The organism is Pseudanabaena sp. PCC 9330 (assembly GCF_055795045.1).
Genome location: NZ_JAYFES010000115.1, coordinates 625,549 through 646,345, shown reverse-complemented (window position 1 = coordinate 646,345; position 20,797 = coordinate 625,549). Strand labels below are relative to the sequence as shown.

Annotated in this window: 19 protein-coding genes; 10 read left to right on the top strand and 9 right to left on the bottom strand. The window is 57.0% G+C overall.

Annotated elements, in window-relative coordinates; translation table 11 throughout:
- Positions 1-196: 196 nt before the first annotated feature.
- From rpsU to AC0QKW_RS20140, 5 genes are all read right to left on the bottom strand, one after another.
- On the bottom strand, positions 197-385 hold the full coding sequence (gene rpsU / locus AC0QKW_RS20160) for a 30S ribosomal protein S21 (protein ID WP_073608157.1): 189 nt from the start codon (positions 383-385) through the stop codon (positions 197-199).
- A 163-nt stretch (positions 386-548) separates the two neighbouring features.
- Positions 549-845, bottom strand: coding sequence for an RNA recognition motif domain-containing protein (locus tag AC0QKW_RS20155; protein WP_473152878.1), 297 nt, complete (start codon positions 843-845; stop codon positions 549-551).
- Positions 846-1,118: 273 nt separating this feature from the next.
- Positions 1,119-1,322, bottom strand: a complete 204-nt coding sequence (locus AC0QKW_RS20150; RefSeq protein ID WP_473152877.1) for a hypothetical protein — start codon at positions 1,320-1,322, stop codon at positions 1,119-1,121.
- 220 nt (positions 1,323-1,542) lie between these two features.
- On the bottom strand, positions 1,543-3,756 hold the full coding sequence (locus AC0QKW_RS20145) for a two-component system response regulator (protein WP_473152876.1): 2,214 nt from the start codon (positions 3,754-3,756) through the stop codon (positions 1,543-1,545).
- Positions 3,716-6,049 carry a hybrid sensor histidine kinase/response regulator gene (locus tag AC0QKW_RS20140; RefSeq protein WP_473152875.1) on the bottom strand — a complete coding sequence of 778 codons (2,334 nt, stop codon included), beginning with the start codon at positions 6,047-6,049 and terminating at the stop codon, positions 3,716-3,718. Before AC0QKW_RS20140 ends, AC0QKW_RS20145 begins: the two co-directional genes overlap by 41 nt.
- Before the next feature lie 206 nt (positions 6,050-6,255).
- Between AC0QKW_RS20140 and AC0QKW_RS20135 the strand changes: the two genes are divergently transcribed.
- The 4 genes from AC0QKW_RS20135 to AC0QKW_RS20120 all read left to right on the top strand — a co-directional run bounded on the left by AC0QKW_RS20135 (position 6,256) and on the right by AC0QKW_RS20120 (position 10,035).
- On the top strand, positions 6,256-8,187 hold the full coding sequence (locus AC0QKW_RS20135) for a lipase family protein (RefSeq protein ID WP_473152874.1): 1,932 nt from the start codon (positions 6,256-6,258) through the stop codon (positions 8,185-8,187).
- 70 nt (positions 8,188-8,257) lie between these two features.
- Positions 8,258-8,731, top strand: coding sequence for a hypothetical protein (locus AC0QKW_RS20130; protein WP_473152873.1), 474 nt, complete (start codon positions 8,258-8,260; stop codon positions 8,729-8,731).
- 2 nt (positions 8,732-8,733) lie between these two features.
- Positions 8,734-9,549 carry a TlyA family RNA methyltransferase gene (locus AC0QKW_RS20125; RefSeq protein WP_473152872.1) on the top strand — a complete coding sequence of 272 codons (816 nt, stop codon included), beginning with the start codon at positions 8,734-8,736 and terminating at the stop codon, positions 9,547-9,549.
- Positions 9,550-9,663: 114 nt separating this feature from the next.
- Positions 9,664-10,035, top strand: a complete 372-nt coding sequence (locus AC0QKW_RS20120) for a DUF2237 family protein (protein WP_473152871.1) — start codon at positions 9,664-9,666, stop codon at positions 10,033-10,035.
- A 115-nt stretch (positions 10,036-10,150) separates the two neighbouring features.
- On the opposite strand, the gene AC0QKW_RS20115 is transcribed toward AC0QKW_RS20120, so the two are convergent.
- Both AC0QKW_RS20115 and nadC read right to left on the bottom strand, forming a co-directional pair.
- The gene (locus tag AC0QKW_RS20115) at positions 10,151-10,477 is read right to left on the bottom strand and encodes a heavy metal-binding domain-containing protein (protein WP_473152870.1); all 327 of its coding nucleotides are present in this window, start codon (positions 10,475-10,477) and stop codon (positions 10,151-10,153) included.
- 23 nt (positions 10,478-10,500) lie between these two features.
- A complete protein-coding gene (gene nadC, locus AC0QKW_RS20110; protein WP_473152869.1) occupies positions 10,501-11,373 on the bottom strand; it encodes a carboxylating nicotinate-nucleotide diphosphorylase in 873 nt (290 codons plus the stop codon).
- Between the two features lie 518 nt (positions 11,374-11,891).
- Between nadC and AC0QKW_RS20105 the strand changes: the two genes are divergently transcribed.
- From AC0QKW_RS20105 to AC0QKW_RS20095, 3 genes are all read left to right on the top strand, one after another.
- Positions 11,892-12,173 carry a 4a-hydroxytetrahydrobiopterin dehydratase gene (locus AC0QKW_RS20105; RefSeq protein ID WP_473152868.1) on the top strand — a complete coding sequence of 94 codons (282 nt, stop codon included), beginning with the start codon at positions 11,892-11,894 and terminating at the stop codon, positions 12,171-12,173.
- 350 nt (positions 12,174-12,523) lie between these two features.
- Complete coding sequence (locus AC0QKW_RS20100; protein ID WP_473152867.1) at positions 12,524-13,969, top strand: iron uptake porin; 1,446 nt, start codon at positions 12,524-12,526, stop codon at positions 13,967-13,969.
- A gap of 382 nt (positions 13,970-14,351) precedes the next feature.
- Positions 14,352-15,821, top strand: coding sequence for an iron uptake porin (locus AC0QKW_RS20095; RefSeq protein ID WP_473152866.1), 1,470 nt, complete (start codon positions 14,352-14,354; stop codon positions 15,819-15,821).
- Positions 15,822-15,900: 79 nt separating this feature from the next.
- Here AC0QKW_RS20095 and AC0QKW_RS20090 read toward each other — a convergent pair whose 3' ends face one another.
- Positions 15,901-16,314 carry a gamma-glutamylcyclotransferase family protein gene (locus AC0QKW_RS20090; RefSeq protein ID WP_473152865.1) on the bottom strand — a complete coding sequence of 138 codons (414 nt, stop codon included), beginning with the start codon at positions 16,312-16,314 and terminating at the stop codon, positions 15,901-15,903.
- A gap of 225 nt (positions 16,315-16,539) precedes the next feature.
- Between AC0QKW_RS20090 and AC0QKW_RS20085 the strand changes: the two genes are divergently transcribed.
- The 3 genes from AC0QKW_RS20085 to AC0QKW_RS20075 all read left to right on the top strand — a co-directional run bounded on the left by AC0QKW_RS20085 (position 16,540) and on the right by AC0QKW_RS20075 (position 19,907).
- Positions 16,540-17,508: a UDP-glucuronic acid decarboxylase family protein gene (locus AC0QKW_RS20085; protein WP_473152864.1), complete on the top strand. Its 969-nt coding sequence runs from the start codon at positions 16,540-16,542 to the stop codon at positions 17,506-17,508.
- 69 nt (positions 17,509-17,577) lie between these two features.
- Entirely contained in the window at positions 17,578-18,966 is a 1,389-nt protein-coding gene (locus tag AC0QKW_RS20080; RefSeq protein WP_473152863.1) for a UDP-glucose dehydrogenase family protein, read from the top strand.
- Between the two features lie 116 nt (positions 18,967-19,082).
- A complete protein-coding gene (locus AC0QKW_RS20075) occupies positions 19,083-19,907 on the top strand; it encodes an SWIM zinc finger family protein (protein WP_473152862.1) in 825 nt (274 codons plus the stop codon).
- 5 nt (positions 19,908-19,912) lie between these two features.
- Here the strand turns inward: AC0QKW_RS20075 and hpsJ-B are convergent, their stop codons facing one another.
- A complete protein-coding gene (hpsJ-B, locus tag AC0QKW_RS20070; RefSeq protein ID WP_473152861.1) occupies positions 19,913-20,698 on the bottom strand; it encodes a hormogonium polysaccharide biosynthesis protein HpsJ in 786 nt (261 codons plus the stop codon).
- Between the last annotated feature and the right edge of the window lie 99 nt (positions 20,699-20,797).

The following is a 20,797-nucleotide window of genomic DNA, read 5'->3' as shown; positions in this document are numbered from 1 at the left end:
TGCAAGCTTCAACTCAGCAGCATAGCCACAGTTAAGTGGGCAATGCCCACTCTCTAGAAAGCTATTCCCTGAAACCATCCTGGCTCAGTTCCTGCAAGCATCTAGCCATAGCAGCCCTAGAGAGCTAACAGTACAGCCGTAACCACAACCTATTGGCTTCAGCATAGAGACTCTGCAAGCCCAGCCTGATGTTTTGCTAGCGCTTCGATCCCCAGCGGCGCTGCTTTTGACGAGCGATCGTTTTGCGCTTTTTCTTTTCGATGGGGGTTTCAAAGTGACGATTTTTTCTCATGTCTGAGAATATGCCAGCCCGAGCCACCTTGCGCTTAAATCGCCGGAGGGCTGATTCAATGTTTTCGTCTTCTCCCAATACAACCTGGGCCATTACTACTCCTAAAAACTTAGCCAACGCTAGCCAAACATTGCCCTAGCAGCGTCAACCCTAAACTACCGGGTACCGCATTAGCGGTACCCTCACTTGAAAACTTAAAGCTCGACAGATGCAAAGCACCAGGGTAAGCCTTATCGGTTTACCTAAGGTAGCGCGTCTAGCGGCGGTTGTTCCAGCCGCCGCCGCCACCGCCGCCAGTGCCACCCCGAGACTCGCGGGGGCGAGCTTTATTCACCTTCAGGTCGCGACCCATCCACTCAGCCCCGTCAAGGGCTTCAATGGCGGCATCTTCGTCGGCTTCTTTTTCCATTTCGACAAAGGCAAACCCCCGAGGACGACCGGTTTCGCGATCGGTGGGCATGCTGACGCGACTGACAGCACCGTACTCAGCAAAAACCTCGGTCAACTGATCTTGAGTTGCGTTGAAGGCGAGGTTGCCTACGTAAATTGACATGACTACATCTCCGGATAGAGAAAAAGGACAGGAAGTTTTAGGAGATGTACTCAAACTCAGACCGAGGTCCAGTCGGTAATGCAACTAACAACTCACTAGTGACACCATAGCACAGGGCTTTCATGGGTTATGGCCAAGTTGCGCAGCCTCTTAATCTTGAGCTACGGGCTCCCATTCCAAGTCCAGCCTGGGAACTATAGTTTTTCCACAGGCAGAAGGTTTCCCACTGGCAAAACTCCACGTTTGGACTGGGATGAAGTCTCGTCTTCGGGTTTAGTCTTCGGGCAGCACCCACTTGGGCGGTTGAGCAGCTCGCTCCAGCATCTTTCGCTGCACCGCTTCGTTGGCCAGAGCCAGTAGGTCGTCAAGGGAGGTATCTGAGATAAATTTTGAGGCTTCTGCGGTGTACTTGAGGTTAGGGCAGTCGTTGCCGAGTACACAACCGTCTTTGCAATCTATCGCGCAGTTCACTGCCATGGGTGCTCTCTCCTGCTGCATTGAGTGGTCTGGGGATATAGTCTTCAAAAATTGTAACAACCTGAGTTCAGCTCTCCAAGACAGAATTTAAACCGTTAATGTTAGGCAAAACCCTAGGTCAGGCTATGAATCGATCGCCCCAGCCACCGCCCCGATGGCCGCTGTGGATTTTGGCTGCAACCCTGCTGCTGCTACTGGGGCTCACCTACATCTATTTGGTTCAGCCCGATATGCTGGCTTGAGATTGGCTATCTAGGCGAGCGGTGATGCCTGTAGCCGGGAGGGGATGGGCAAAAAAATAGCCCTGCCCCGTCTGGCAGCCCAGCTGGTGGAGCAACTGGTGCTGGTAGCCAGTTTCTATGCCTTCGGCGACGACGGTCATATCCATCGCCTGGGCCAGCCCGAGAATGGCGCGAATGATCCCCATAGCTTCGGGCTGGCTGTTGTCAGGGTGGATGGCTTGGATGAAGGATTTGTCAATTTTTAGCACGTCTAGGGCAAACCGCTGGAGATAGCTGAGCGACGAGTAGCCGGTGCCAAAATCGTCCAGGCTGAGAGAAATGTGGCGTTGGCGTAGGGTGGTCAGCACCTCGGCACTGTGGGCGGTGTCTTCGATCAGGGCGCGCTCGGTAATTTCGAGGTGCAGGTAGGTGGGGGCTAGCCCGGTATCGGCCAGGGCGCGATCGACCATAGCGATAAACCCTGGCCGCTGGATCTGCTGGCTGGCCACGTTGACGCTGCCGTAGAGGTGAATATCTGGAAACTGCTGCTGCCACTGGCGGAGTTGAGCGCAGGTGGTTCGCAGCACCCATTCGCCGATCGCCCCAATCAAGCCAGACTCTTCAGCAATGGGAATAAACACCTGAGGGCTAATCATGCCCTGGGTGGGGTGGGGCCAGCGGGCCAGCGCCTCTAGCCCCACCCACCGGCCCGTAGCCAGATCGACCTGGGGCTGAAAGTACACCTGGAGCTGATTGGTCTCTAGGGCTTGGCGCAGATCGTGCTCGAGGTTGAGGCGGTGGAGCACTTCTTGATGCATCTCGGGGTCGAACACTTCGTAGCAGGCTCGACCTTGGCTTTTGGCTCGGTACATGGCGATTTCGGCATCGCGCACCAGCTCGGTGCCGCTCTGGTAGTGGGGGGCCGACCAGACGATGCCAATGCTGGCGCTGACCACTACGGGCTGGTGTTCGAGGGCGATCGGTTGCTCTAGCCCGGCCTGAATGGCAGTGGCCACGTCGACGGCGCTGGTCATGTCGTCGAGCTCGGGCAGCAGTAGGGCAAATTTGTCGCCTCCCCAGCGGGCCAGGGTGTCGAGGGAGCGCAGATAGCTACTGAGCACCTGCCCAACAGCCATGAGCAGCTGGTCGCCGGTAATGTGGCCCAGGCTGTCGTTGATCAGCTTAAAGCGATCGATGTCGATAAACAGCACGGCAAACGGTTGCTGGTGCTGCCCCTGGTGCAGAACATAGTTGACCCGCTCCATAAACAGGGTGCGGTTGGGCAGCTGGGTGAGCTCGTCGTAGAGGGTGTGGTGGCGCAGCTGCTCTTCGGCCTGCACCCGCTGGGTGATGTCGCGGGAGACGGTCTGCACCTGGCTAATCTGACCGCGATCGCCCGCAATTGATCGGGCTAGGGTCTCAACCCAGATATAGTCTCCCGATCGCTGGGCAACCCGGTAGACTATCGACAACACCTGGCCGGGCTGGTGCAGGGTTTGCAGTTGTAACTGCACTCGCTCCCGATCGTCGGGGTGAATCAGATCGTAAAGGCTGCGACCGACCAGAGCCTCAGCGGCATAGCCCAATACCCCCTTGCACGACGGGCTGAGATAGACGTAGCGCCCATCGGGGGTGTGCAGCCCCACCAGATCGCTGATGTGGTCGGCTACCAGCCGGTAGCGGGCTTCGGACTCCCGCAGATGTTGCTCAATCCGCTTGCGGTCTTCAATTTCGTGACGCAGGCTTTGGTTGGTGGCGTCGAGCTCAGCCGTGCGCAGCTTGACCTGCTGCTCTAGCTGCTGGTTCATCTGCTGAATGGTGGTTTGGGCTGCCTGCAAAATGAGCTGGTTTTTGACCCGCACCAGCACCTCGTCGAGCTGAAAGGGCTTGGTGATGTAGTCTACTCCGCCCACCGCAAAGGCCTGCACCTTATCTAGGCTGTCGCCCAGGGCGCTGAGAAAAATGACCGGAATGTTGCCGGTTATCTCGCCCGCCTTGAGGCGACGACAGACCTCATAGCCATTGAGGCCAGGCATCCGAATGTCGAGCAAAATCAAGTTGGGGGGGGCGGCCTGGGCAGCGCGTAGGGCCATTTCACCGTTGATCACCCCCCGCACGTCATAGCCCTGGTTAGAGAGAGCGGCATTGAGCACCCGCAAATTTTCAGCAGTGTCATCTACGATTAGGATGATCGGCCTCGGTCGTTGCGCCACGAACTCGCTCCACCAGTTCGACAATTTTGTCACAGCGAAAGTTTTGCACCCACTGCCGTAGGGCCTGGGCCAAGGGGGCTTGGGATTCAGAAAGTTGCCCGATTAGGTCGGTGAGAGCCTGGTTGTTGACCGCGATCGCACTTTCGTAGAGGTTGGCAATCCATTCGTCGGGCATGCTCGCCAAATCTACGGCGGCAGCGGGCTGTGACGGGGGGGCAGGAACGTCGCGATCGCCATATAGATAGCGTACCCCGAGACACCGCGAAATCTCGTCGAACAGCTCGGCCTCCCGAATCGGCTTGCGCAAAAAGCCGTCACAGCCACTGCCGAGGGCCACCTGTTCCTCTTCGTCAAAGGCGCTGGCGGTCAGAGCCAAAATTATCGGTGGCGCAGCGGTGGCTTTGATCTGCTGGGTCGCCTGGTAGCCATCGAGCACCGGCATCCGCAGATCCATAAAAATCAGCTGGGGCTGCCCAGTGCGCCACTGGTCAATGGCCTCTTGGCCGTTCGTGGCCGCCTGCACCTCAAAGCCCACAGACTCTAGCAGCGTCACCATGAGGCGACGGCTGGGTTCATTGTCGTCGGCCACCAAAATGCGCACCGATGGCTGGTCGGCAGCCAACCCCACCACGCGGCGGGTGGGGCGGCGGGGCTTGAGTTCCACTTGGTGGACTGAGGTAACCGGCAGCCGCAAACAAAAGGTGCTGCCTGCGGCAGTAGAGCTCTCCAGGGTCAGATCTCCCCCCAGCAGGTGGGCAAACTGGCGACTAATCGCCAAGCCGAGACCACTGCCCTCCTGAATGGCGCGTCCAGCCTCGGCCTGCCCAAAGGGCTGAAACAGCGCCTGGGCCTGGTCGTCGCCAACACCAGGCCCAGTGTCGCTGACGGTAAACAGCAGGGTGGCCGTGGTTTCGTCATTGGGGATGGGGTCTTGTGCCACCTGCACAGCCAAGCTCACCCTGCCGGTTTCGGTAAATTTGAGGGCATTGTCCAGGAGGTTGAGCACGATTTGCTGGAGTTTGCCCTGGTCGCTGCGGATATAGGCAGGCACCGCTTCATCGACGGTGAAGGTCAGGGTTAGACCTTTGGCATTGGCCCGAGGCAGCACCATGTCGATCAGGTGCTGCACCAGGTCGGGTAGGCTAAAGGCCGTCTCGGTAACGGTCATTTGGCCCGCCTCAATTTTGGCCATACTGAGAATGGCATTGATCAAACTCAGCAGGTGCTCGCCGCTGGTGTTGATGGTGTCTAGGTAGCTCTGGGTGTCTGCCGTCAGGGTCTGGTCGCGCAGCAAGTACTGAGCGTAGCCAATGATGGCGTTGAGGGGGGTGCGCAGCTCGTGGCTCATGTGAGAGAGAAACTCACTCTTGGCGCGGCTGGCGCGCTCGGCGGCGGCTCTGGCCTGCTGGGCTTGCTCTAGCAGGGTAATTTGGTACAGGGCCACACCCAGGTGGTGGGCTACCTGGGACAACAGCGCCATATCTTCTGGCTGCCAGCGGCGGGGGCCGCTATTTTGATAGGCGCTGAGCAGGCCCCACAGCTGGGCTTGGCCTTTTACTTGGCTAAAGATCGGGACGATCGCATAGCCCCGCACCTGAAACTGCTCCAGAATATCTAGGTGGCAGGGGGTGTGGTCACTGAGGTAGACATCGTCGATGGCAAAGGTTTCACCCCGGCGGTAGCGGCCCCCCTCGGTCTCTTGTAGATGGGTGTCGGCCCATACGGTGCGGGCATCGGGGCCAACTAGGGGCAGCCAGCCATTGGCGACCGACTCAGCCACAAAGTAGCCGCTCCAGTCGGGGTCAAACTGGTAAATAGAGGCGCGATCGCAGCTCAGCAGCTGCCGCACATCCTGGGTGGCGACGGCAAAAATGTCGTCTAGGCTAAAGCTCTGGCGCAGGCGATCGACCAAATGACCCAGGGTCTGCTCGCGCTCGACCCGCTGTTGCAGGCGCAGTTCGGCCAGCTTGTAGCGGGTAATGTCGCGCCCCACCGCCCGAATTTCAGTTAGCTGGCCCTGGGCATCGAATTGGCCCTGGTTGTACCACTGCTGCCAAAGCACCTCGCCAGTCGCCGTCCGAATGCTTGACTCGTGGTTAATCTGGGGATGGCTGGGAGTCAGGGTGAGCAGGTTGAGCTGGGGCCACCCCTCTAGCCCCTGGGCCAGGTGGGGTGGCTGGGCACACTGGTCTAGACTGGCCTTAGCCCAGCCAAAGTAATTGCAGTAGGCAGCATTGGCAGAGATTACCCGGCCATCGGCCCGGAACTGGCACTCTAACTCTGCTTGGGTCATGGCATTGTGGCCTTGGGCATGGCTCTGCCCAGGTAGGGTGTGAACTGCTCGTCAATTTAGATTAATGGCATTTTTGAGATAAATAGAGAGATGTAACAGTTTGGCAATAGCCGTGGATCCGGCAAAATTCCCGTCAAACCTTGCATATTTGCCTTGATTTTTCCGATAGCATCAGGGCAAACACTGAGACTGGGTAGTAAGAGACTATGGCTGTGCGTCGGTTTTGGCTGCTGGTGGGGGCTACGCTGGGCCTAACAACGGGGGCCTCGTGGGCCACGGTGGCCATGGCCCAAATGACTGCCCTGGGGGCTGCCCCCGCCAACCAGGGACAGGCGCTAGCGCTTCTGGGGGCCGCAGAGACGATCGCCTGGTCGATGCCCCGCCGCCTCGCCAGAGGCCTCAGGCGAGCGATAGATCTGTCGCCAGAGCTGCTGCTGCTGGGGCTAGGCCTGCTGGGCAGCATCTTGCTAGTGCTCACGGTGCTGTGCCTTTACCAGCAGCAGCGCCGCTGGCGACGGGTCGATCTGGCTCGCCAGGAGGTGAAGGCCTTTCGAGAGCGAGAGGCGGTCAAAAACGTGCTGGATATTCTCGACTATGAGGAGTACCGCACGTTCTATATCCACCACCCCGAGGATGGTCGGCTGATTGGCTTTGAGGCCAATGACTATCGCCTGAGGCGGGCACTGCGATCGCACGACCAGATGGTCAAAATGCGCAACGGCCTCGACGAAATCAAGCGTTTGGCCGACCAAAACCACAGCATTGCTCCCAAAACCCTAGAGCTGGTGCAGCAGTACGACAACGAAGAGTTTGTCATTGAAATTGCCCTGCGCGACTGGTTTGACTCGTTTCTCAGCGGGCTAGAGTACTTCGAGATCATGATCGAGTCGGGGCTGGTAACCGCCGAGGAGATCAAGCCATTTATTATTTACTGGATTAATTTAATTGGCGATCGCCGCTATCGTCGCAAGGGCGGCTCTGGTTTCTACGACAAGCTGTTTCACTATATCTACTGGGCGGGCTACGGACGGGTACAAAACCTGTTTGAGCGCTACGGCTTCAAGATTTTGCCGCCCCCTTACAGCACCCACGACTTTAGCGGCATTGAGGCAGACAGTAAGTACGACACCTACCGAGCCCTGTGCCTGGCCAAAGCCGCTCACCTAGTCTACGAAGACCGAGAATACGTGACCGACATTTCACGGCTGTGGCTGAGCGACGACATCGACAACCGCTGGAAGCGGATGTCAAATCGGCAATACGTGGTCGAGGTGATCAAAGACTGGCTGCGAGAAGGCGAAGAAGTGAGCGAGCGCGACATTCGCATGAACTTCAAGTACCTGAATATGCTGATGACCAACACCCAAGCGTTTATGTTTCGCAAGGGCGACAACCTGATTTTGGTGTTCAAAGGTACTCAGCAGCTCGCCGACTGGAAGACTAACCTAAAAATTCGCCTAAAAGAATTTACGGTACTGGCCGATCAAGAATCTATCCCCCCTACCGGTCGCGTCCACCGGGGCTTTTTAGACGCCTGGCAGAGCGTCGAAAAGCAGGTGATCTATTACCTGCGCAAGTGGTGGACCCCCGACACTAAGCTGTGGGTGACAGGCCACAGTCTAGGTGGTGCCCTAGCGGCGGTGGCAACCATTTCTCTCGAAACCCAGGGCTTTAAGGTCAGCGGGCTCTATACCTATGGCCAACCCCGAGTGGCCGGCTGGAAACTGGTCAACTACATGAATAAGCGCATGGGCGATCGCATCGTCCGCTACGTCAACAACAACGACATCGTGCCGCTGATTCCGCCCCAGATCATTCCCTGGGTGCCGACGCGGGTCTATGGCCACATGGGCCAGTTTCGCTACTTCAACGACTTTGGTAGCCTGCGTCGGCAATCGTTTATGCTCCAGCGCTTCCCTGATCGCCTGTTTGGCATTGTGCGGGCAATTCTCACCTCCGGCAGCCCCGACGCCGTCGATGACCACAAAATGGAGTTCTACGTGGCCAACCTGCAAAAAGCCCTCGACCGCGAAGCCGAAGAGGCCCAGCTAGAGGCAGAGCAAGAACAGTTGAGCAGTGACTTTGTCGAAGGGATGAAAGAGCGTATGCGAATTCGCCGCAGCCGCGCAGAAGAGTAGGCAGGCAGGATTTGTATCAGCCCCAGATACCTCTAGGGCGGGTAAACCATATATGTGGAGGCAAAACCCAGTGGAATTGGCGATCTGGCTATCAGTAGTGCTGGCTATTCTAGGCTTTGGCATGGGGGTCATGGTCTGGGCCTACCGGCGGCCCCTGGGCAATAGCCCCCTGTTCCCCGCTCCGGTGGTCGATCTGTCGATTCCCCTCAGCGCCGACGGTCGGGCTCAGTTTGAGGCGGGTTGCACCGCCTTTGCCCAGGGCCAATACCCCGCCGCCATCGACCAGTTCACCGCTCTGATGACCATCGAGCCCGACTGCGCCGAGGCCTTTCACAACGGTGGCTTAGCCTACGCCAACATGGGCACCGATGGCCTGGCGGTGCAGGCCTTACTCAAAGCCTGCGATCGCTACGATCGCCAGGGCACCAAACCCGGCCTCGACCTGGTCAAACAGCAGCTCGAACAAATCGCCGGTCGGCGGGGGCTAGCCGTCTCAGCTCCGAGCCAGAAGGAAGGATCCCAGGAAAAGGGATTTAAGAGTTGACCATGGCCAAACAACGTCTCGATGCCCTACTCGTAGAACGCGGGCTGTGTGAGTCTCGCCAACAGGCCCAGCGGCTGATTCGCGCTGGGGAGGTGCAGGTCAACCATGCCGTCGTCGATAAACCGGGCACAACGTTTCCAGAGACCGTCGAACTGTTGGTCAAGGCGCGATCGCCCTTTGTCTCTCGGGGGGGCGAAAAGCTAGCCCAGGCGCTGACGGAGTTTCCCCTCTCGGTTGCAGGCCGCATTGCCCTAGATGGCGGTATTTCAACCGGTGGGTTTACCGACTGTCTGCTACAAGCTGGAGTAGAGAAAGTCTACGGCGTCGATGTGGGCTACGGCCAGGTGGCCTGGGCCTTGCGCCAAGACCCGCGCCTAGTGCTGCGCGAACGCACTAACCTGCGCCACCTCACCCCCGATCAGCTCTACAGCGAGGGCGACCCGCGCCCCGACCTGGGAGTAATGGATGTGTCATTTATTTCGCTCACCAAAGTGCTGCCAGCATTTTGGGCGCTGTTGGTGCCACCTCGGGAAGCGGTGCTCCTGGTGAAGCCGCAGTTTGAGGTGGGGCGCGATCGCGTCGGCAAAAAAGGCGTGGTGCGAGACCCAGGCGATCAGGCGGCGGCGATCGCCAGCGTTCTCAGCGCCGCCCAAGCCCTAGGCTGGGTCTACCGGGGTCTCACCTGGTCGCCCCTGCTTGGCCCAGCGGGCAACATCGAGTATCTTTTGTGGCTGACCGAGTCGGGCTATGGAGAAGCGGCTACCGTGCCAGATCTGAAGGCGATCGCCGTCAACGCCCGCCTTGCCTTAGGCGATTAACGCTCCAGGGCTACTCGGGTTGAAGCTTGCCGCCCGTAGCGATAGATTAAAAGCCTACGCCAGGCTGCCCCCGGCCCCTCGTATCATCTGCCATTCCGCCTGAGGACAATACCCATGGCTAGCGCCACCAACGTACTCGGAACCGAACTACTGCCTTGCAGCACCGACCCCATGACCGGCTTTTACCGCGACGGCTGTTGCACCACGGGGGCCGGTGACCTGGGGGTGCACGTAGTCTGCGCCCAGGTCACCACCGAGTTTTTGGCCTATACCAAAGCCCAGGGCAACGATCTCTCTACCCCAGTACCGGCCTTTCAGTTTCCGGGGCTAAAGCCGGGCGATCGCTGGTGCCTGTGCGCCGCCCGCTGGCAAGAAGCCCTTGAGGATGGTGTTGCCCCGCCGGTAGTGCTGGCAGCCACCCACGCTGCCGCCGTAGAGCACGTGTCCTTGGCTGACCTCAAAAAGTATGCGATCGACGGCAACTAAATCGCCCGCAGATGCTCTAAGAAATTTCTGGGCAAAAAGATACCCCATGTAGGGGCGCAAGGCTTGCGCCCTCGAGCAAAAGCGGAGTTCTTCGGCATTTTTTGCCAGAATTGTTCTAATCTAACCGCACCGCCGTGCCGCTAGCGGCCACCATCAGCATGTTGCCGCCGTTGGTAATCTCCAGCGACTCATAGTCAACATCGACGGCAATGATGGCATCGGCACCCAGCTCCTTTGCCGCCTGGGTCATCTCTTTGATCGCGGTATTGCGGGCCTGGCGGAGAGAATGCTCGTAAGCCCCCGATCGCCCCCCAACCACATCGCGAATGCCCGCAAAAAAGTCTTTGAAAATATTGGCACCTAAAATAGCCTCGCCATGGACAATGCCGCAGTACTGAGTCACCTGCCGCCCATCGACATTGGGGCCTGTGGTTAAAATCATCGGTCACCTCCGGTTAGAGCAAGCTAGAGCGATACCATCTGCATACTAATATCCAGCCAGGGGGCCCGGGTGACCGGGGCACTGCTAGAGATAAAATCTACCCCCGTGGCAGCAATAGAGGCCAGGGTGTCTAGAGTGACATTGCCCGAAGCCTCGATTTTGATCTCTGGCCTGGCTTCACGAATGCGGGCCACCGCCGTTGCCATGGTCTCTGGCGACATGTTGTCGAGCATGATGATATCGACAGGGCAGCCCAGCGCTTCATCAACCTGGGCCAGAGAACTGGTCTCTACCTCCACCGTCAGCGGATAGGGAATCGCTTGTCGAATGTAGGCCACCGCAGTGGTAATTCCTCCAGCGGCGGCGATGTGGTTATCTTTAATCATCACCGCATCGTCGAGCCCCAGCCGGTGGTTGATCGCGCCCCCAACTCGGCTAGCGTACTTTTCGAGCTGGCGCAGGCCAGGGGTGGTCTTGCGGGTATCGACAAATTGCGTGGGGCTATGGGCCAGCTGGTCAACGTACTGGCGGGTGGCTGTGGCGATACCGCACAGGCGCATTACCAGGTTGAGCGCCGTGCGCTCCCCGGTGAGCAGAGCCGCCAGGTTGCCCTCAATCTGGGCAATGGTGGTGTCTTTGGCGCAGGCATCACCCTCCGCCACCAGGGGCGTAAAGCTACTCTCGGCATCGAGCCGGTGAAACAACCGGCGGGCAAAGGGTAGCCCCGCCACCACGCCTGGGGCACGGGTGACCCAGATCGCTTGACCGGGCCGCTGCACCAGATCGCCCAGCCCAGCGGTAGTCCAGTCGCCCCGACCCATGTCTTCTTGTAGCCAGGCTTGCAGCCAGGCATCTAGGGTCATCTCAGATATCAAAGGCGGGGAAATCAGGGGCATAGAAGACCATAGAGTGAGGTTGGGAAACAATACAGGAGGTAGCGTCACCGGCCACCAGCCCTGCAAAGCCTGGAATATTTCTGACACAGCTAGAAATATTGTGTTAATTTACGAGTAATGCCGCTGTTACGGCAGTTAGCTCTACAGATTTTATCGTTTAGCCACTCAGGAGGTGATGCCCATGCAAGAGAGTAGTAAACGTATGGGTCTTCAGGTTGAGATCAGCCGGCTGTGTGCCGGGGCTGTACTCTAGCTTCAGTGCTGGCTGTCTAGGCAAATCGCTGCTTCGGCAACTGGCTAAGCTCTCGAAGCTGGCTGAGTAGGGTTCCTCCCGGCAGTCAGGTTCAACCTAAGATCCAACTAGACCGCCCCTGCTTAGGAAGAGTTTCTTCCCCTGGCAGGGGCGGATAGCTTTTAAAGGGGCAATACTCAAACGGCAGCGCTTAAGTAGCCCTCGGTTAGATGCGATCGCAAACTCACCGCCCTAGGATTAAGGGGCACTATATCCCCTTTCTACCATGGCCACTCTCCTCAGCGATCGCGACATCCAAACCCACCTCACCCAGCTCCCCGACTGGAGTTTGAGCGGCAAGAGCATTACCTGCACGCGCAAGTTCAAAGACTTTATCGCCGCCGTTGACTTTGTCAATCAGCTGGTAGAGCCCGCCGAAAGCGCTGGGCATCACCCCGATCTAGAGATTTCCTACAATAAAGTGGTGATTACCCTCTCCACCCACGATGCCGGGGGGCTGACCGAGAAAGACTTTGCCCTGGCCTCGATCATTTCTTCCCTAGGGTAAGGCGCTACATGGCAAGCCTGCGGAGACAAGCCACAGGCATTCGAGAAGACCCCAGGGGTCATCCCTGTCCCGCTCGCCTCGCCCCAAAAGAAAGATTTAATCCGTTCTTAGTGAGATGGTCAGTCAGGGTTAATGCTCCTTTGACGCGGCCCTAAGCGGACTCAGATAGTTTTGTTCATGATGCACAGACGAGAGCAGGGATATATCTGTCGCTTTGTTGTCGCAGATATATCTTTCCCTCTCCGGCATCAAGTTCAATGATTCTGCGGCGATTCTATGCCTGTAGATAGTGGTCTATCGGCATAGAACTGCCTCCATTAGTCTGCTTAAGGTGTGAGGAGAAATATTGAATGACTAAGTCTATCTGGCAATCTCTGCTGGCCCTGCCTGCTGCGGTGGCTGTATCTGGCTCTGCGATCGCAGCCGAAGCTACATCTACCGTTCCAGTCAGCAACTTCAATCAAGACTCGATCCAGCTAGCTCAAATCACCAGCGTGTCAGAGCTCACCGACGTGCTGCCCTCCGACTGGGCTTTCCAAGCGCTGCAAAGCCTGGTTGAGAACTATGGCTGCATTCAGGGCTACCCCGACCGCACCTTTCGTGGCCAGCGTCCCCTGACCCGCTTTGAGTTCGCCGCTGGCCTCAACTCCTGCTTAGACGTGGTCGCTACCCTGATCGCCCAGTCCGGCATCAACCCCGACGACTTGGCCACCATCCGTCGCCTGCAAGAAGAGTTCCAGGCTGAGTTGGCCACCCTGCGCGGTCGCGTCGATGCCCTAGAAGCTGAAACCGCCACCCTGCGCGCCCAACAGTTCTCCACCACCACCAAACTGCGTGGTCAGGCTGACTTCCACATCGTTACGCCGTTCGATACCCTACCCACCGAGACCAGCACCAGTGTTGCCGCTCGGGCTCGGCTCAACTTCGACTCCAGTTTTACCGGTCGCGATCGCCTGCGCATTCGCCTGCAATCGGCTGATGGCAACGCCGTTGCACCGGCCACCCTCGGCGGCCTGGCCAACGCTAGCGGCGGGGCTTACAACGTAGCTGTTGACGACTTTTATTACAGGTTCCCAGTGGGTAGCCGCATCAGCGTCACTGCGTCGGCCCGCGGCCTCTCAGGTGGCGACTGGGTAACCAGCACCATCGTGCCTTTCGACGGCCCTTCCGTAGCTGATGCCGGTGGTCCTCGGTTCTACGATGTTTTCGGTAGCTCGTCCAACGGTGCTGGTCTGGGTGTCAACATCAATTTCACCGACAATATTGCCCTTGACTTGGGCTACACCGCTGGCAACCCTGGCGGTGCCACCAATCCCAACGTTGGTCTCTTTGCAGCTCGCAACCAGAGCTACATCGCCCAGCTCAACTTCCTGACCGACAGCTTCTTCAATGCTGCGGTTACCTACCTGCACAGCGATGGTGCTGCTGCCGGTAGGCTGGGGTCTACTGATACCTTCGCTGGCTTGGTCAACCTAGACTTCGGTGGTTTCTTTATTGCTGGCCACGGTGCCTACAGCACCTTTGCTGACAATGGCAGCGGCAACACCAATGACTTCAGCTGGACTGCCGGCCTGGGTTTCAACGACCTCCTGGTAGAAGGCTCGAAGTTTGGTGTCTATGGAGGCCAACTTCCCACCGTCCTGGCTGACAATCCCTTCCTCATCGAGGGTTATTGGGAAGTGCCCTTTAACCGGTTCCTGACCATCACCCCGGCCCTGATCTATGGGGATACCAACCTGGGCGGTACAGATGACACCGGCTTCTGGGGTGCTCTGCGCGCCACCTTCCGGTTCTAGATCGAGACCTCTTGGAGGCTCTGCCGATCGCCGCAGAGCCTCCTCCTTCACGAGGTTTAGCCCAGGGCCCAGGGGGTGCAGCTCCGCCAGGGCCAAGTTTTCTTCTGATCAATAGGGTTATTCTGCCTCCATCCGGGAACCTTAGGCACAGATAGAGCGTCTTTACCGCCAGTTAGATTGACAAGCTTTGGCCACTCAAGGTCAAATCTTATCTAGCCGATGGTGAGTATATCTGCTACTATCGTTTTGAGATGTACGCAAGGTTCAGCAACTCTGCTCTGTGGTGGGTCGAGTCTGTTCCGTATTTCGAGAGATTGGCTTAGGTCAATCCCTTTGTCAGGTACACAATAACCTTGTATAAGGTGTGAGGAGAAAACTACGCATGGCTAAACTACTCTGGCAATCTTTGCTGGCTGCTCCCGCTGCTCTGGGTGCGGCTGTAGCTATTTCTGGGAGCGCGATCGCAGCTGAGTCTGCTGTCACCACCCAGGTCAGCAGCTTCGACCAAGATTCTATTCAACTGGCTCAAATCACCAGCGTGTCGGAACTCACCGATGTGCTGCCTTCCGACTGGGCTTTCCAAGCGCTGCAAAGCCTGGTTGAGAACTACGGCTGTATTCAGGGCTACCCCGACCGCACCTTCCGTGGTCAGCGTCCCCTAACTCGCTTTGAGTTCGCCGCTGGTCTCAACTCCTGCTTGGACGTCATCGCTACCCTGATCGCCCAGTCCGGCATCAACCCCGACGACTTGGCCACCATCCGTCGCCTGCAAGAAGAGTTCCAGGCTGAGCTGGCTACCCTGCGCGGTCGCGTCGATGCTCTAGAAGCTGAAACCGCTACCCTGCGCGCTCAGCAGTTCTCTACCACCACCAAGCTGGCTGGTCAGGCCGACTTCCACCTAGTCACTCCCTTTGACATTGTGACTGGCGAAACGAGCACCAGCATTGCAGCTCGTGCACGGTTGAACTTTGACTCCAGCTTCACCGGCAACGACCGTTTGCGCATTCGTCTTCAATCTGGCGATGGCAATGCCATTGTTCCAGGTGTACTAGGCGGTCTGGCTAATGCTGGCAACAGCGGCCCCAACTACAACGTTGGTATCGACGACTTCTACTACAGCTTCCCTGTTGGTAGCCGAGTTACCGTTACCGCTTCTGCTCGTGGCCTAGTAGCCGATGACTGGGTCACCAGCACCATCGTTCCCTTTGATGGGCCTTCTGTGGCTGATGCCGGCGGCCCTCAGTTCTATGATGCTTTCGGCAGCACCTCCAACGGTGCCGGTGTTGGTTTTAACATCGCTTTCACCGACAACATCATTCTTGACTTGGGCTACACCGCAGCCAACAACTCCACCGATGTTGCGACCGGTATCACCACCTTTGGTGCAACCGATCCTTCCGTTGGTATCTTCGCTGCCAGCAGCCAGAGCTACATCGCTCAGCTTAATTTCCTGACCGATGGCGTCTTCAATGCTGCTGCTACTTACCTGCACAGTGACATCCTTGGCAGCACCGACACCTTTGCTGGTCTTGTGAACTTCGACTTCGGTCGCTTCTTCATCGCTGGCCATGGTGCTTTCAGCAGCTTCGATGGTGGGGATGACTTCAGCTGGACTGCTGGTGTTGGCTTCAAGGACTTTTTGGCTGAAGGTTCTCAACTTGGTGTCTACGGTGGCCAACTTCCCACCACGGGCCCTGAAAATCCCTTCCTAGTTGAAGGTTATTGGGAAATTCCCTTCAACCAGTTCATGACCATCACTCCTGCTGTCATTTACGGGAATGCAAACTTTGGCCTTCCCGGTGTTGATGACACTGGTTTCTGGGGCGCTCTACGTGCCACCTTCCGCTTCTAAACTACTTAGCTAGTTTTTGAGTGTAGAGGGCGCTGCCATTACTGGCAGCGCCCTTTGTTTTTGCAGGCTTTGCTTTGGGTTAGCCCTGATTGTCCTCAGACCATGCTCCCCCAGGCAGCCATCGACCACCCAGGGTGATAACTCTGCCGGGTGACATCACGTAGACCCAGGCACCGCCCAAAGGCTGCTGTCGTAGGTCATAGATAGGCTGCTGCTGGCGCTGGTATTCGCTGTCAGCCGGGCGATCGGGGTAGTAATCTTCAAAAACATCCAGATCTGCCAAGACAGTCGAGCTGGCAAAAGTCAGCAGCACTCCTTGCACCCAGCCGCCGGGCTCTAGGGTCATAGCCGGGTAGCCCAGGGGCAGATGGTAGAGACGGCCTGGGGTTTGGGCCGGTTGAGTGGCGATCGCAAAGGGCTGGCATAGCTCCGCAAAGGCACGCTCACCCGGCTTCAGCGTGCCATATGCAAAAAGACAGCAGGGAGGGTTCATAGATGTGGAAACGCTACTTATTCAAATGCGTACCGTAAAAAATAGACTCCCTAAGGTATGAGTCCTACAAAACTTTACGAAGAGCTAGTAAGGGAAGCAACAATTTTTCTGGGTTGCCCATCGGCAACTCAACGGTGGCATTTAGACAGGAGTTAAATTTAGATACAAGTTAAATTATTGGTTACTACCCACCCGCTGATAAACCTAATTAATAATCACTGCCCTATGAGAATTCTCGTGACCGGCGGAGCCGGATTCATTGGCTCCCATCTAATCGATCGCCTCATGACCGAGGGGCATGAAGTTATCTGCCTAGACAATTTTTATACGGGTCACCGGCGCAATTTGCTGCAATGGCTAGACCACCCCTACTTTGAGCTCATTCGCCACGATGTGACCGAGCCCATCCGTCTGGAGGTTGACCAGGTTTACCACCTCGCCTGCCCTGCTTCCCCGGTGCACTACCAGTACAACCCCGTCAAAACCATTAAGACTAACGTCCTGGGCACTATGAACATGCTCGGTTTAGCCAAGCGGGTAAAGGCAAGGTTTTTGCTGTCGTCTACTTCAGAGGTCTATGGTGACCCAGAGGTGCATCCCCAGTCTGAAGAGTACCGAGGTAACGTCAACCCCATTGGCATTCGCAGTTGCTACGACGAAGGTAAGCGAGTAGCTGAGACCCTGGCCTTTGACTACCACCGCCAAAATAACGTCGATATTCGGGTAGCCCGCATTTTTAACACCTACGGCCCTCGAATGCTTGAGAACGATGGTCGAGTGGTAAGCAATTTTGTGGTGCAGGCGCTTCAGGGCAACCCTCTGACGGTCTACGGCAGCGGTGCCCAAACCCGAAGCTTCTGCTACGTGTCTGACTTAGTAGACGGTCTGATGCGTCTGATGAATGGCGACTACATTGGCCCGGTCAACCTGGGCAACCCCGATGAGTACACTATTTTACAGCTGGCTCAAGCGGTGCAGCAGATGGTGAACCCTGACGCTGACTTAATCTACAAGCCCCTACCCCAGGATGATCCCCAGCGCCGCAAGCCAGATATTACTCGGGCTAAAACTTTTCTTGATTGGCATCCTACGGTACCTCTACAAGAGGGCCTCAAGCTCACCGTTGAAGACTTTCAGGCTCGTCTCACGCCAGCGGTGCTTACGTCTACAGTGCCTTCCTTAGCTGCCTCCTAGGGTAGCCCAGCCTTAAATGGCGGCCATCAATTCTCTATCTAAATACCCCTAGCTTTAAGGAAATTTTCTATGCAAGTATGTGTGATTGGCACGGGCTATGTTGGCCTAGTCACGGGTGTCTGCCTAGCCCACGTGGGCCACGATGTGGTCTGCATTGATGTCAATGAAGAAAAGGTCAAGCTCATGCAGTCTGGGCAGTCGCCCATTTTTGAGCCTGGCCTCTCTGAGTTGATGAAGTCTTCTATGGCCGCAGGGCATCTACAATTTTCGACCGACCTCAAGGCTGGCGTTGAGCACGGTGACATTCTCTTCATTGCGGTGGGCACCCCGGCGCTGCCTACGGGCGAGAGCGACACCCGCTATGTAGAAGCCGTGGCAAAAGGCATTGGCTCTCACCTGAATGGGGGTTACAAGGTGATCGTCAACAAATCTACGGTGCCCATCGGCTCGGGCGACTGGGTGCGCATGATTGTCATGGATGGCGTCACCGAGCGGCAGCAGGTGCCGGTCACTGCTGGTAGCATTCCCGAAGTCGCTCACCCAGAGATGACCGCTGACTTTGACGTGGTCAGCAACCCTGAGTTTTTGCGGGAGGGGTCGGCAGTCTACGATACCTTTAATCCCGATCGCATCGTGCTGGGCAGCAACAGCCCCCGCGCCATCGCCATGATGAAAGAGCTCTACACTCCGATCGTAGAGCGTCAGTTTGCCGAAAATCAAACTACTGAACCAGTGCCTGTGGTGGTGACCGATCTGAGTTCGGCAGAGATGGTGAAATATGCTTCTAACGCCTTTTTGGCGACCAAGATTAGCTTTATCAATGAGGTCGCTAATATCTGCGATCGCGTCGGAGCCGATGTCACCCAGGTCGCCCAGGGCATTGGCCTTGACTCTCGCATTGGCAAGAAATTTTTGCAGGCGGGTATTGGCTGGGGCGGGTCTTGCTTCCCTAAAGACGTCTCGGCGCTGATTCACACCGCTGACGACTATGGCTACGAGGCTCAACTGCTAAAGGCCGCTGTGGATGTGAATAATCGCCAGCGTCAAATCACTCTTGAGAAGCTCCAGCAGGTGCTGAAGATTCTCAAGGGCAAGACCGTGGGGCTGCTGGGGCTTACCTTTAAGCCCGACACCGACGATATGCGCGATGCCCCGTCATTGATCTTGATCGAGCAGCTCAATCGCCTAGGGGCCAAGGTAAAAGCCTATGACCCTATTGTTTCTCAGAGCGGTCTGCGCCACGGTCTCAGCGGGGTGATTGTCGAAACCGATGCCCAGCATCTGGCTGACCACTGCGATGCTCTGGTACTCGTGACTGACTGGCAACAGTTTCAAGACCTAGACTATGCGGCTATGGCCCAGCGCATGAACAGTCCCATCCTGATCGATGGCCGCAACTTCCTCAATCGCGAAGTCATGGTGCGGGCTGGTTTCCAATATCTGGGTATTGGCTGCTAGACAAAAATTCTCTAGAACTCTCTAGAACTCGCTAAAGCCCCAGGCAACATCGAGTTTCCGGGGGCTTTAGTTTCTCTAGGGGTAAGATATAAGACATCTCTACGGGTTGTGCTGCTATGACTGCTTACCAATCCACCTCTAGCTCTGCTTACACCTTGGACGACGAGGCCTGGTGGGTACAACGATGGGTCGAGCTGCTCAACACGTACCGCTTTAAAAAGCGCCTAGAGCGAGGCCGCATTTACGCCCGAGAAGGTCATATTCTCAGTCTTGAGTACAAGGGGGCCAGGGTAACGGCGCTGGTGCAGGGCACCGCAGAAGAACCCTATAAACTCTCGATCTGGCTAGACGCCTTCACCGATGAAGATTGGAACTATGTGATTGATTCGATGTCGGAGCAAGCCATCTATTCTGCCCAGCTCCTGGCTGGGGAAATGCCTGCGGAGATTGAGACAGTGTTCACCGCCAACGGGCTTAGCCTCTACCCGTTCAACCTGTCGGAGGTGCATTCAAAATGCAGTTGCCCTGACCCCAAAAACCCTTGCAAGCACATTGCGGCGGTGTATTACCAGCTAGGCGACTTTTTTCGAGAAGACCCGTTTGTGCTGTTTCAGCTCAGAGGGCGGAGTCGAGACAGTATTTTAGAAGCTCTACGGCAGCGGCGTCAAAACAGTGGCCCTGCTGGGGCGATCGCCCCAGGGCAGTCAGCGGCCCCAGAGACTCGCCCTGAGCCGGCCAAGGGCGTAGACCTAAACCTGTTTTGGATCTACGCCGCTCCCCTCGACCCAGATCTGGTGGTGATTACACCATCTGAGTCAACGGTGCTTGACGTACTGGGCAAAATACCTCTGCCGCCCGAAGATGCTCCTGCCGTGATGGGGCACCTGCGGGCCATCTATCAAGCCACAGCCCAGCAGGCCATAATGCAGGCCCTAGGATGAAAAGGTTACTGGCCATTCCCCCTGGAAGACAGCAGGCGACGTAGGCCAACCCAGCCGATAGTAGAGTATCCCGCCGCCAGCAAGAGACTAATTAAAGTGACACGCAGCCCCGATCGTCGGGCCTCGGTTTTAACCCGGCGCTCAGCTTCACTACGACGAGTGCTGATTTCGGTTTCGATTTGCTGCTTGGCTTGGTCTGCCTGTTGCTGAAGGAACTGAGTCAGGCCTTCGGGGTTGTCGCGAAATTGGCCAATGTCGGGGGGAAGCTGACCACTTTGAATCGCCTGGGAGAGCAAATCTTCGTTTTGCAACAGAGCACCCAACTGGTTTTGCTGCTGGCTGAGCTCTGTCGACAGCCGCTGCTGGAGCTGGGCTGCGGCCTCGCCAGCTTCGTTGTTAACCTGGTCTAGGGCCTGCTGGCTAGAGAGCCGCACTGCGCTTAAATGCAGCAAAATTAGCAGCAGGTAGGCTAACCCAAGGAGGCTGGCCAGGGCACAGATCCAAATTCGGAGGTTACCGATCAGCTTTTTGGGTTGGCTCAGATTTGAGGTGCCGCCGTCGACCCAGAAGCCAGTGAGCAGCAGTGCCATACCCACCAGCGGTACGATGCCTCGATCGACTAATTGGGTGGTGGTAGCTAACTGCCACTGGGCATTGGCCAAGTTGGGCGGAATTAGCAGAATTAAAAAATCTAGCAGGGCTGACAGAATGGCAATCGCGCCCGCCACCTTCAGGGCGATCGCAGCCAGGGGAGACACCACCGGACTGGTGACAGCAGGTTCAGAGGTCATAGGAATGGGGTCGGTTGCTACAGATAACCATTCTGCCTTGGCTGTGCCAGAAAACCACAAAATCACTGGAAAAGTCAGCCCTGTCTAGGCGCTGCGGTT

What these genes read in the sequence shown, in the direction of transcription:
- AC0QKW_RS20085 (WP_473152864.1), top strand. Translation starts at nt 16,540, where the DNA reads ATGAGAATTCTCGTGACCGGCGGAGCCGGATTCATTGGCTCCCATCTA.
- AC0QKW_RS20095 (WP_473152866.1), top strand. Translation starts at nt 14,352, where the DNA reads ATGGCTAAACTACTCTGGCAATCTTTGCTGGCTGCTCCCGCTGCTCTG.
- AC0QKW_RS20120 (WP_473152871.1), top strand. Translation starts at nt 9,664, where the DNA reads ATGGCTAGCGCCACCAACGTACTCGGAACCGAACTACTGCCTTGCAGC.
- AC0QKW_RS20100 (WP_473152867.1), top strand. Translation starts at nt 12,524, where the DNA reads ATGACTAAGTCTATCTGGCAATCTCTGCTGGCCCTGCCTGCTGCGGTG.
- AC0QKW_RS20115 (WP_473152870.1), bottom strand. Translation starts at nt 10,477, where the DNA reads ATGATTTTAACCACAGGCCCCAATGTCGATGGGCGGCAGGTGACTCAG.
- AC0QKW_RS20125 (WP_473152872.1), top strand. Translation starts at nt 8,734, where the DNA reads ATGGCCAAACAACGTCTCGATGCCCTACTCGTAGAACGCGGGCTGTGT.
- AC0QKW_RS20140 (WP_473152875.1), bottom strand. Translation starts at nt 6,049, where the DNA reads ATGACCCAAGCAGAGTTAGAGTGCCAGTTCCGGGCCGATGGCCGGGTA.
- AC0QKW_RS20090 (WP_473152865.1), bottom strand. Translation starts at nt 16,314, where the DNA reads ATGAACCCTCCCTGCTGTCTTTTTGCATATGGCACGCTGAAGCCGGGT.
- AC0QKW_RS20105 (WP_473152868.1), top strand. Translation starts at nt 11,892, where the DNA reads ATGGCCACTCTCCTCAGCGATCGCGACATCCAAACCCACCTCACCCAG.
- AC0QKW_RS20080 (WP_473152863.1), top strand. Translation starts at nt 17,578, where the DNA reads ATGCAAGTATGTGTGATTGGCACGGGCTATGTTGGCCTAGTCACGGGT.
- AC0QKW_RS20135 (WP_473152874.1), top strand. Translation starts at nt 6,256, where the DNA reads ATGGCTGTGCGTCGGTTTTGGCTGCTGGTGGGGGCTACGCTGGGCCTA.
- hpsJ-B (WP_473152861.1), bottom strand. Translation starts at nt 20,698, where the DNA reads ATGACCTCTGAACCTGCTGTCACCAGTCCGGTGGTGTCTCCCCTGGCT.
- AC0QKW_RS20155 (WP_473152878.1), bottom strand. Translation starts at nt 845, where the DNA reads ATGTCAATTTACGTAGGCAACCTCGCCTTCAACGCAACTCAAGATCAG.
- nadC (WP_473152869.1), bottom strand. Translation starts at nt 11,373, where the DNA reads ATGCCCCTGATTTCCCCGCCTTTGATATCTGAGATGACCCTAGATGCC.
- AC0QKW_RS20075 (WP_473152862.1), top strand. Translation starts at nt 19,083, where the DNA reads ATGACTGCTTACCAATCCACCTCTAGCTCTGCTTACACCTTGGACGAC.
- rpsU (WP_073608157.1), bottom strand. Translation starts at nt 385, where the DNA reads ATGGCCCAGGTTGTATTGGGAGAAGACGAAAACATTGAATCAGCCCTC.
- AC0QKW_RS20150 (WP_473152877.1), bottom strand. Translation starts at nt 1,322, where the DNA reads ATGGCAGTGAACTGCGCGATAGATTGCAAAGACGGTTGTGTACTCGGC.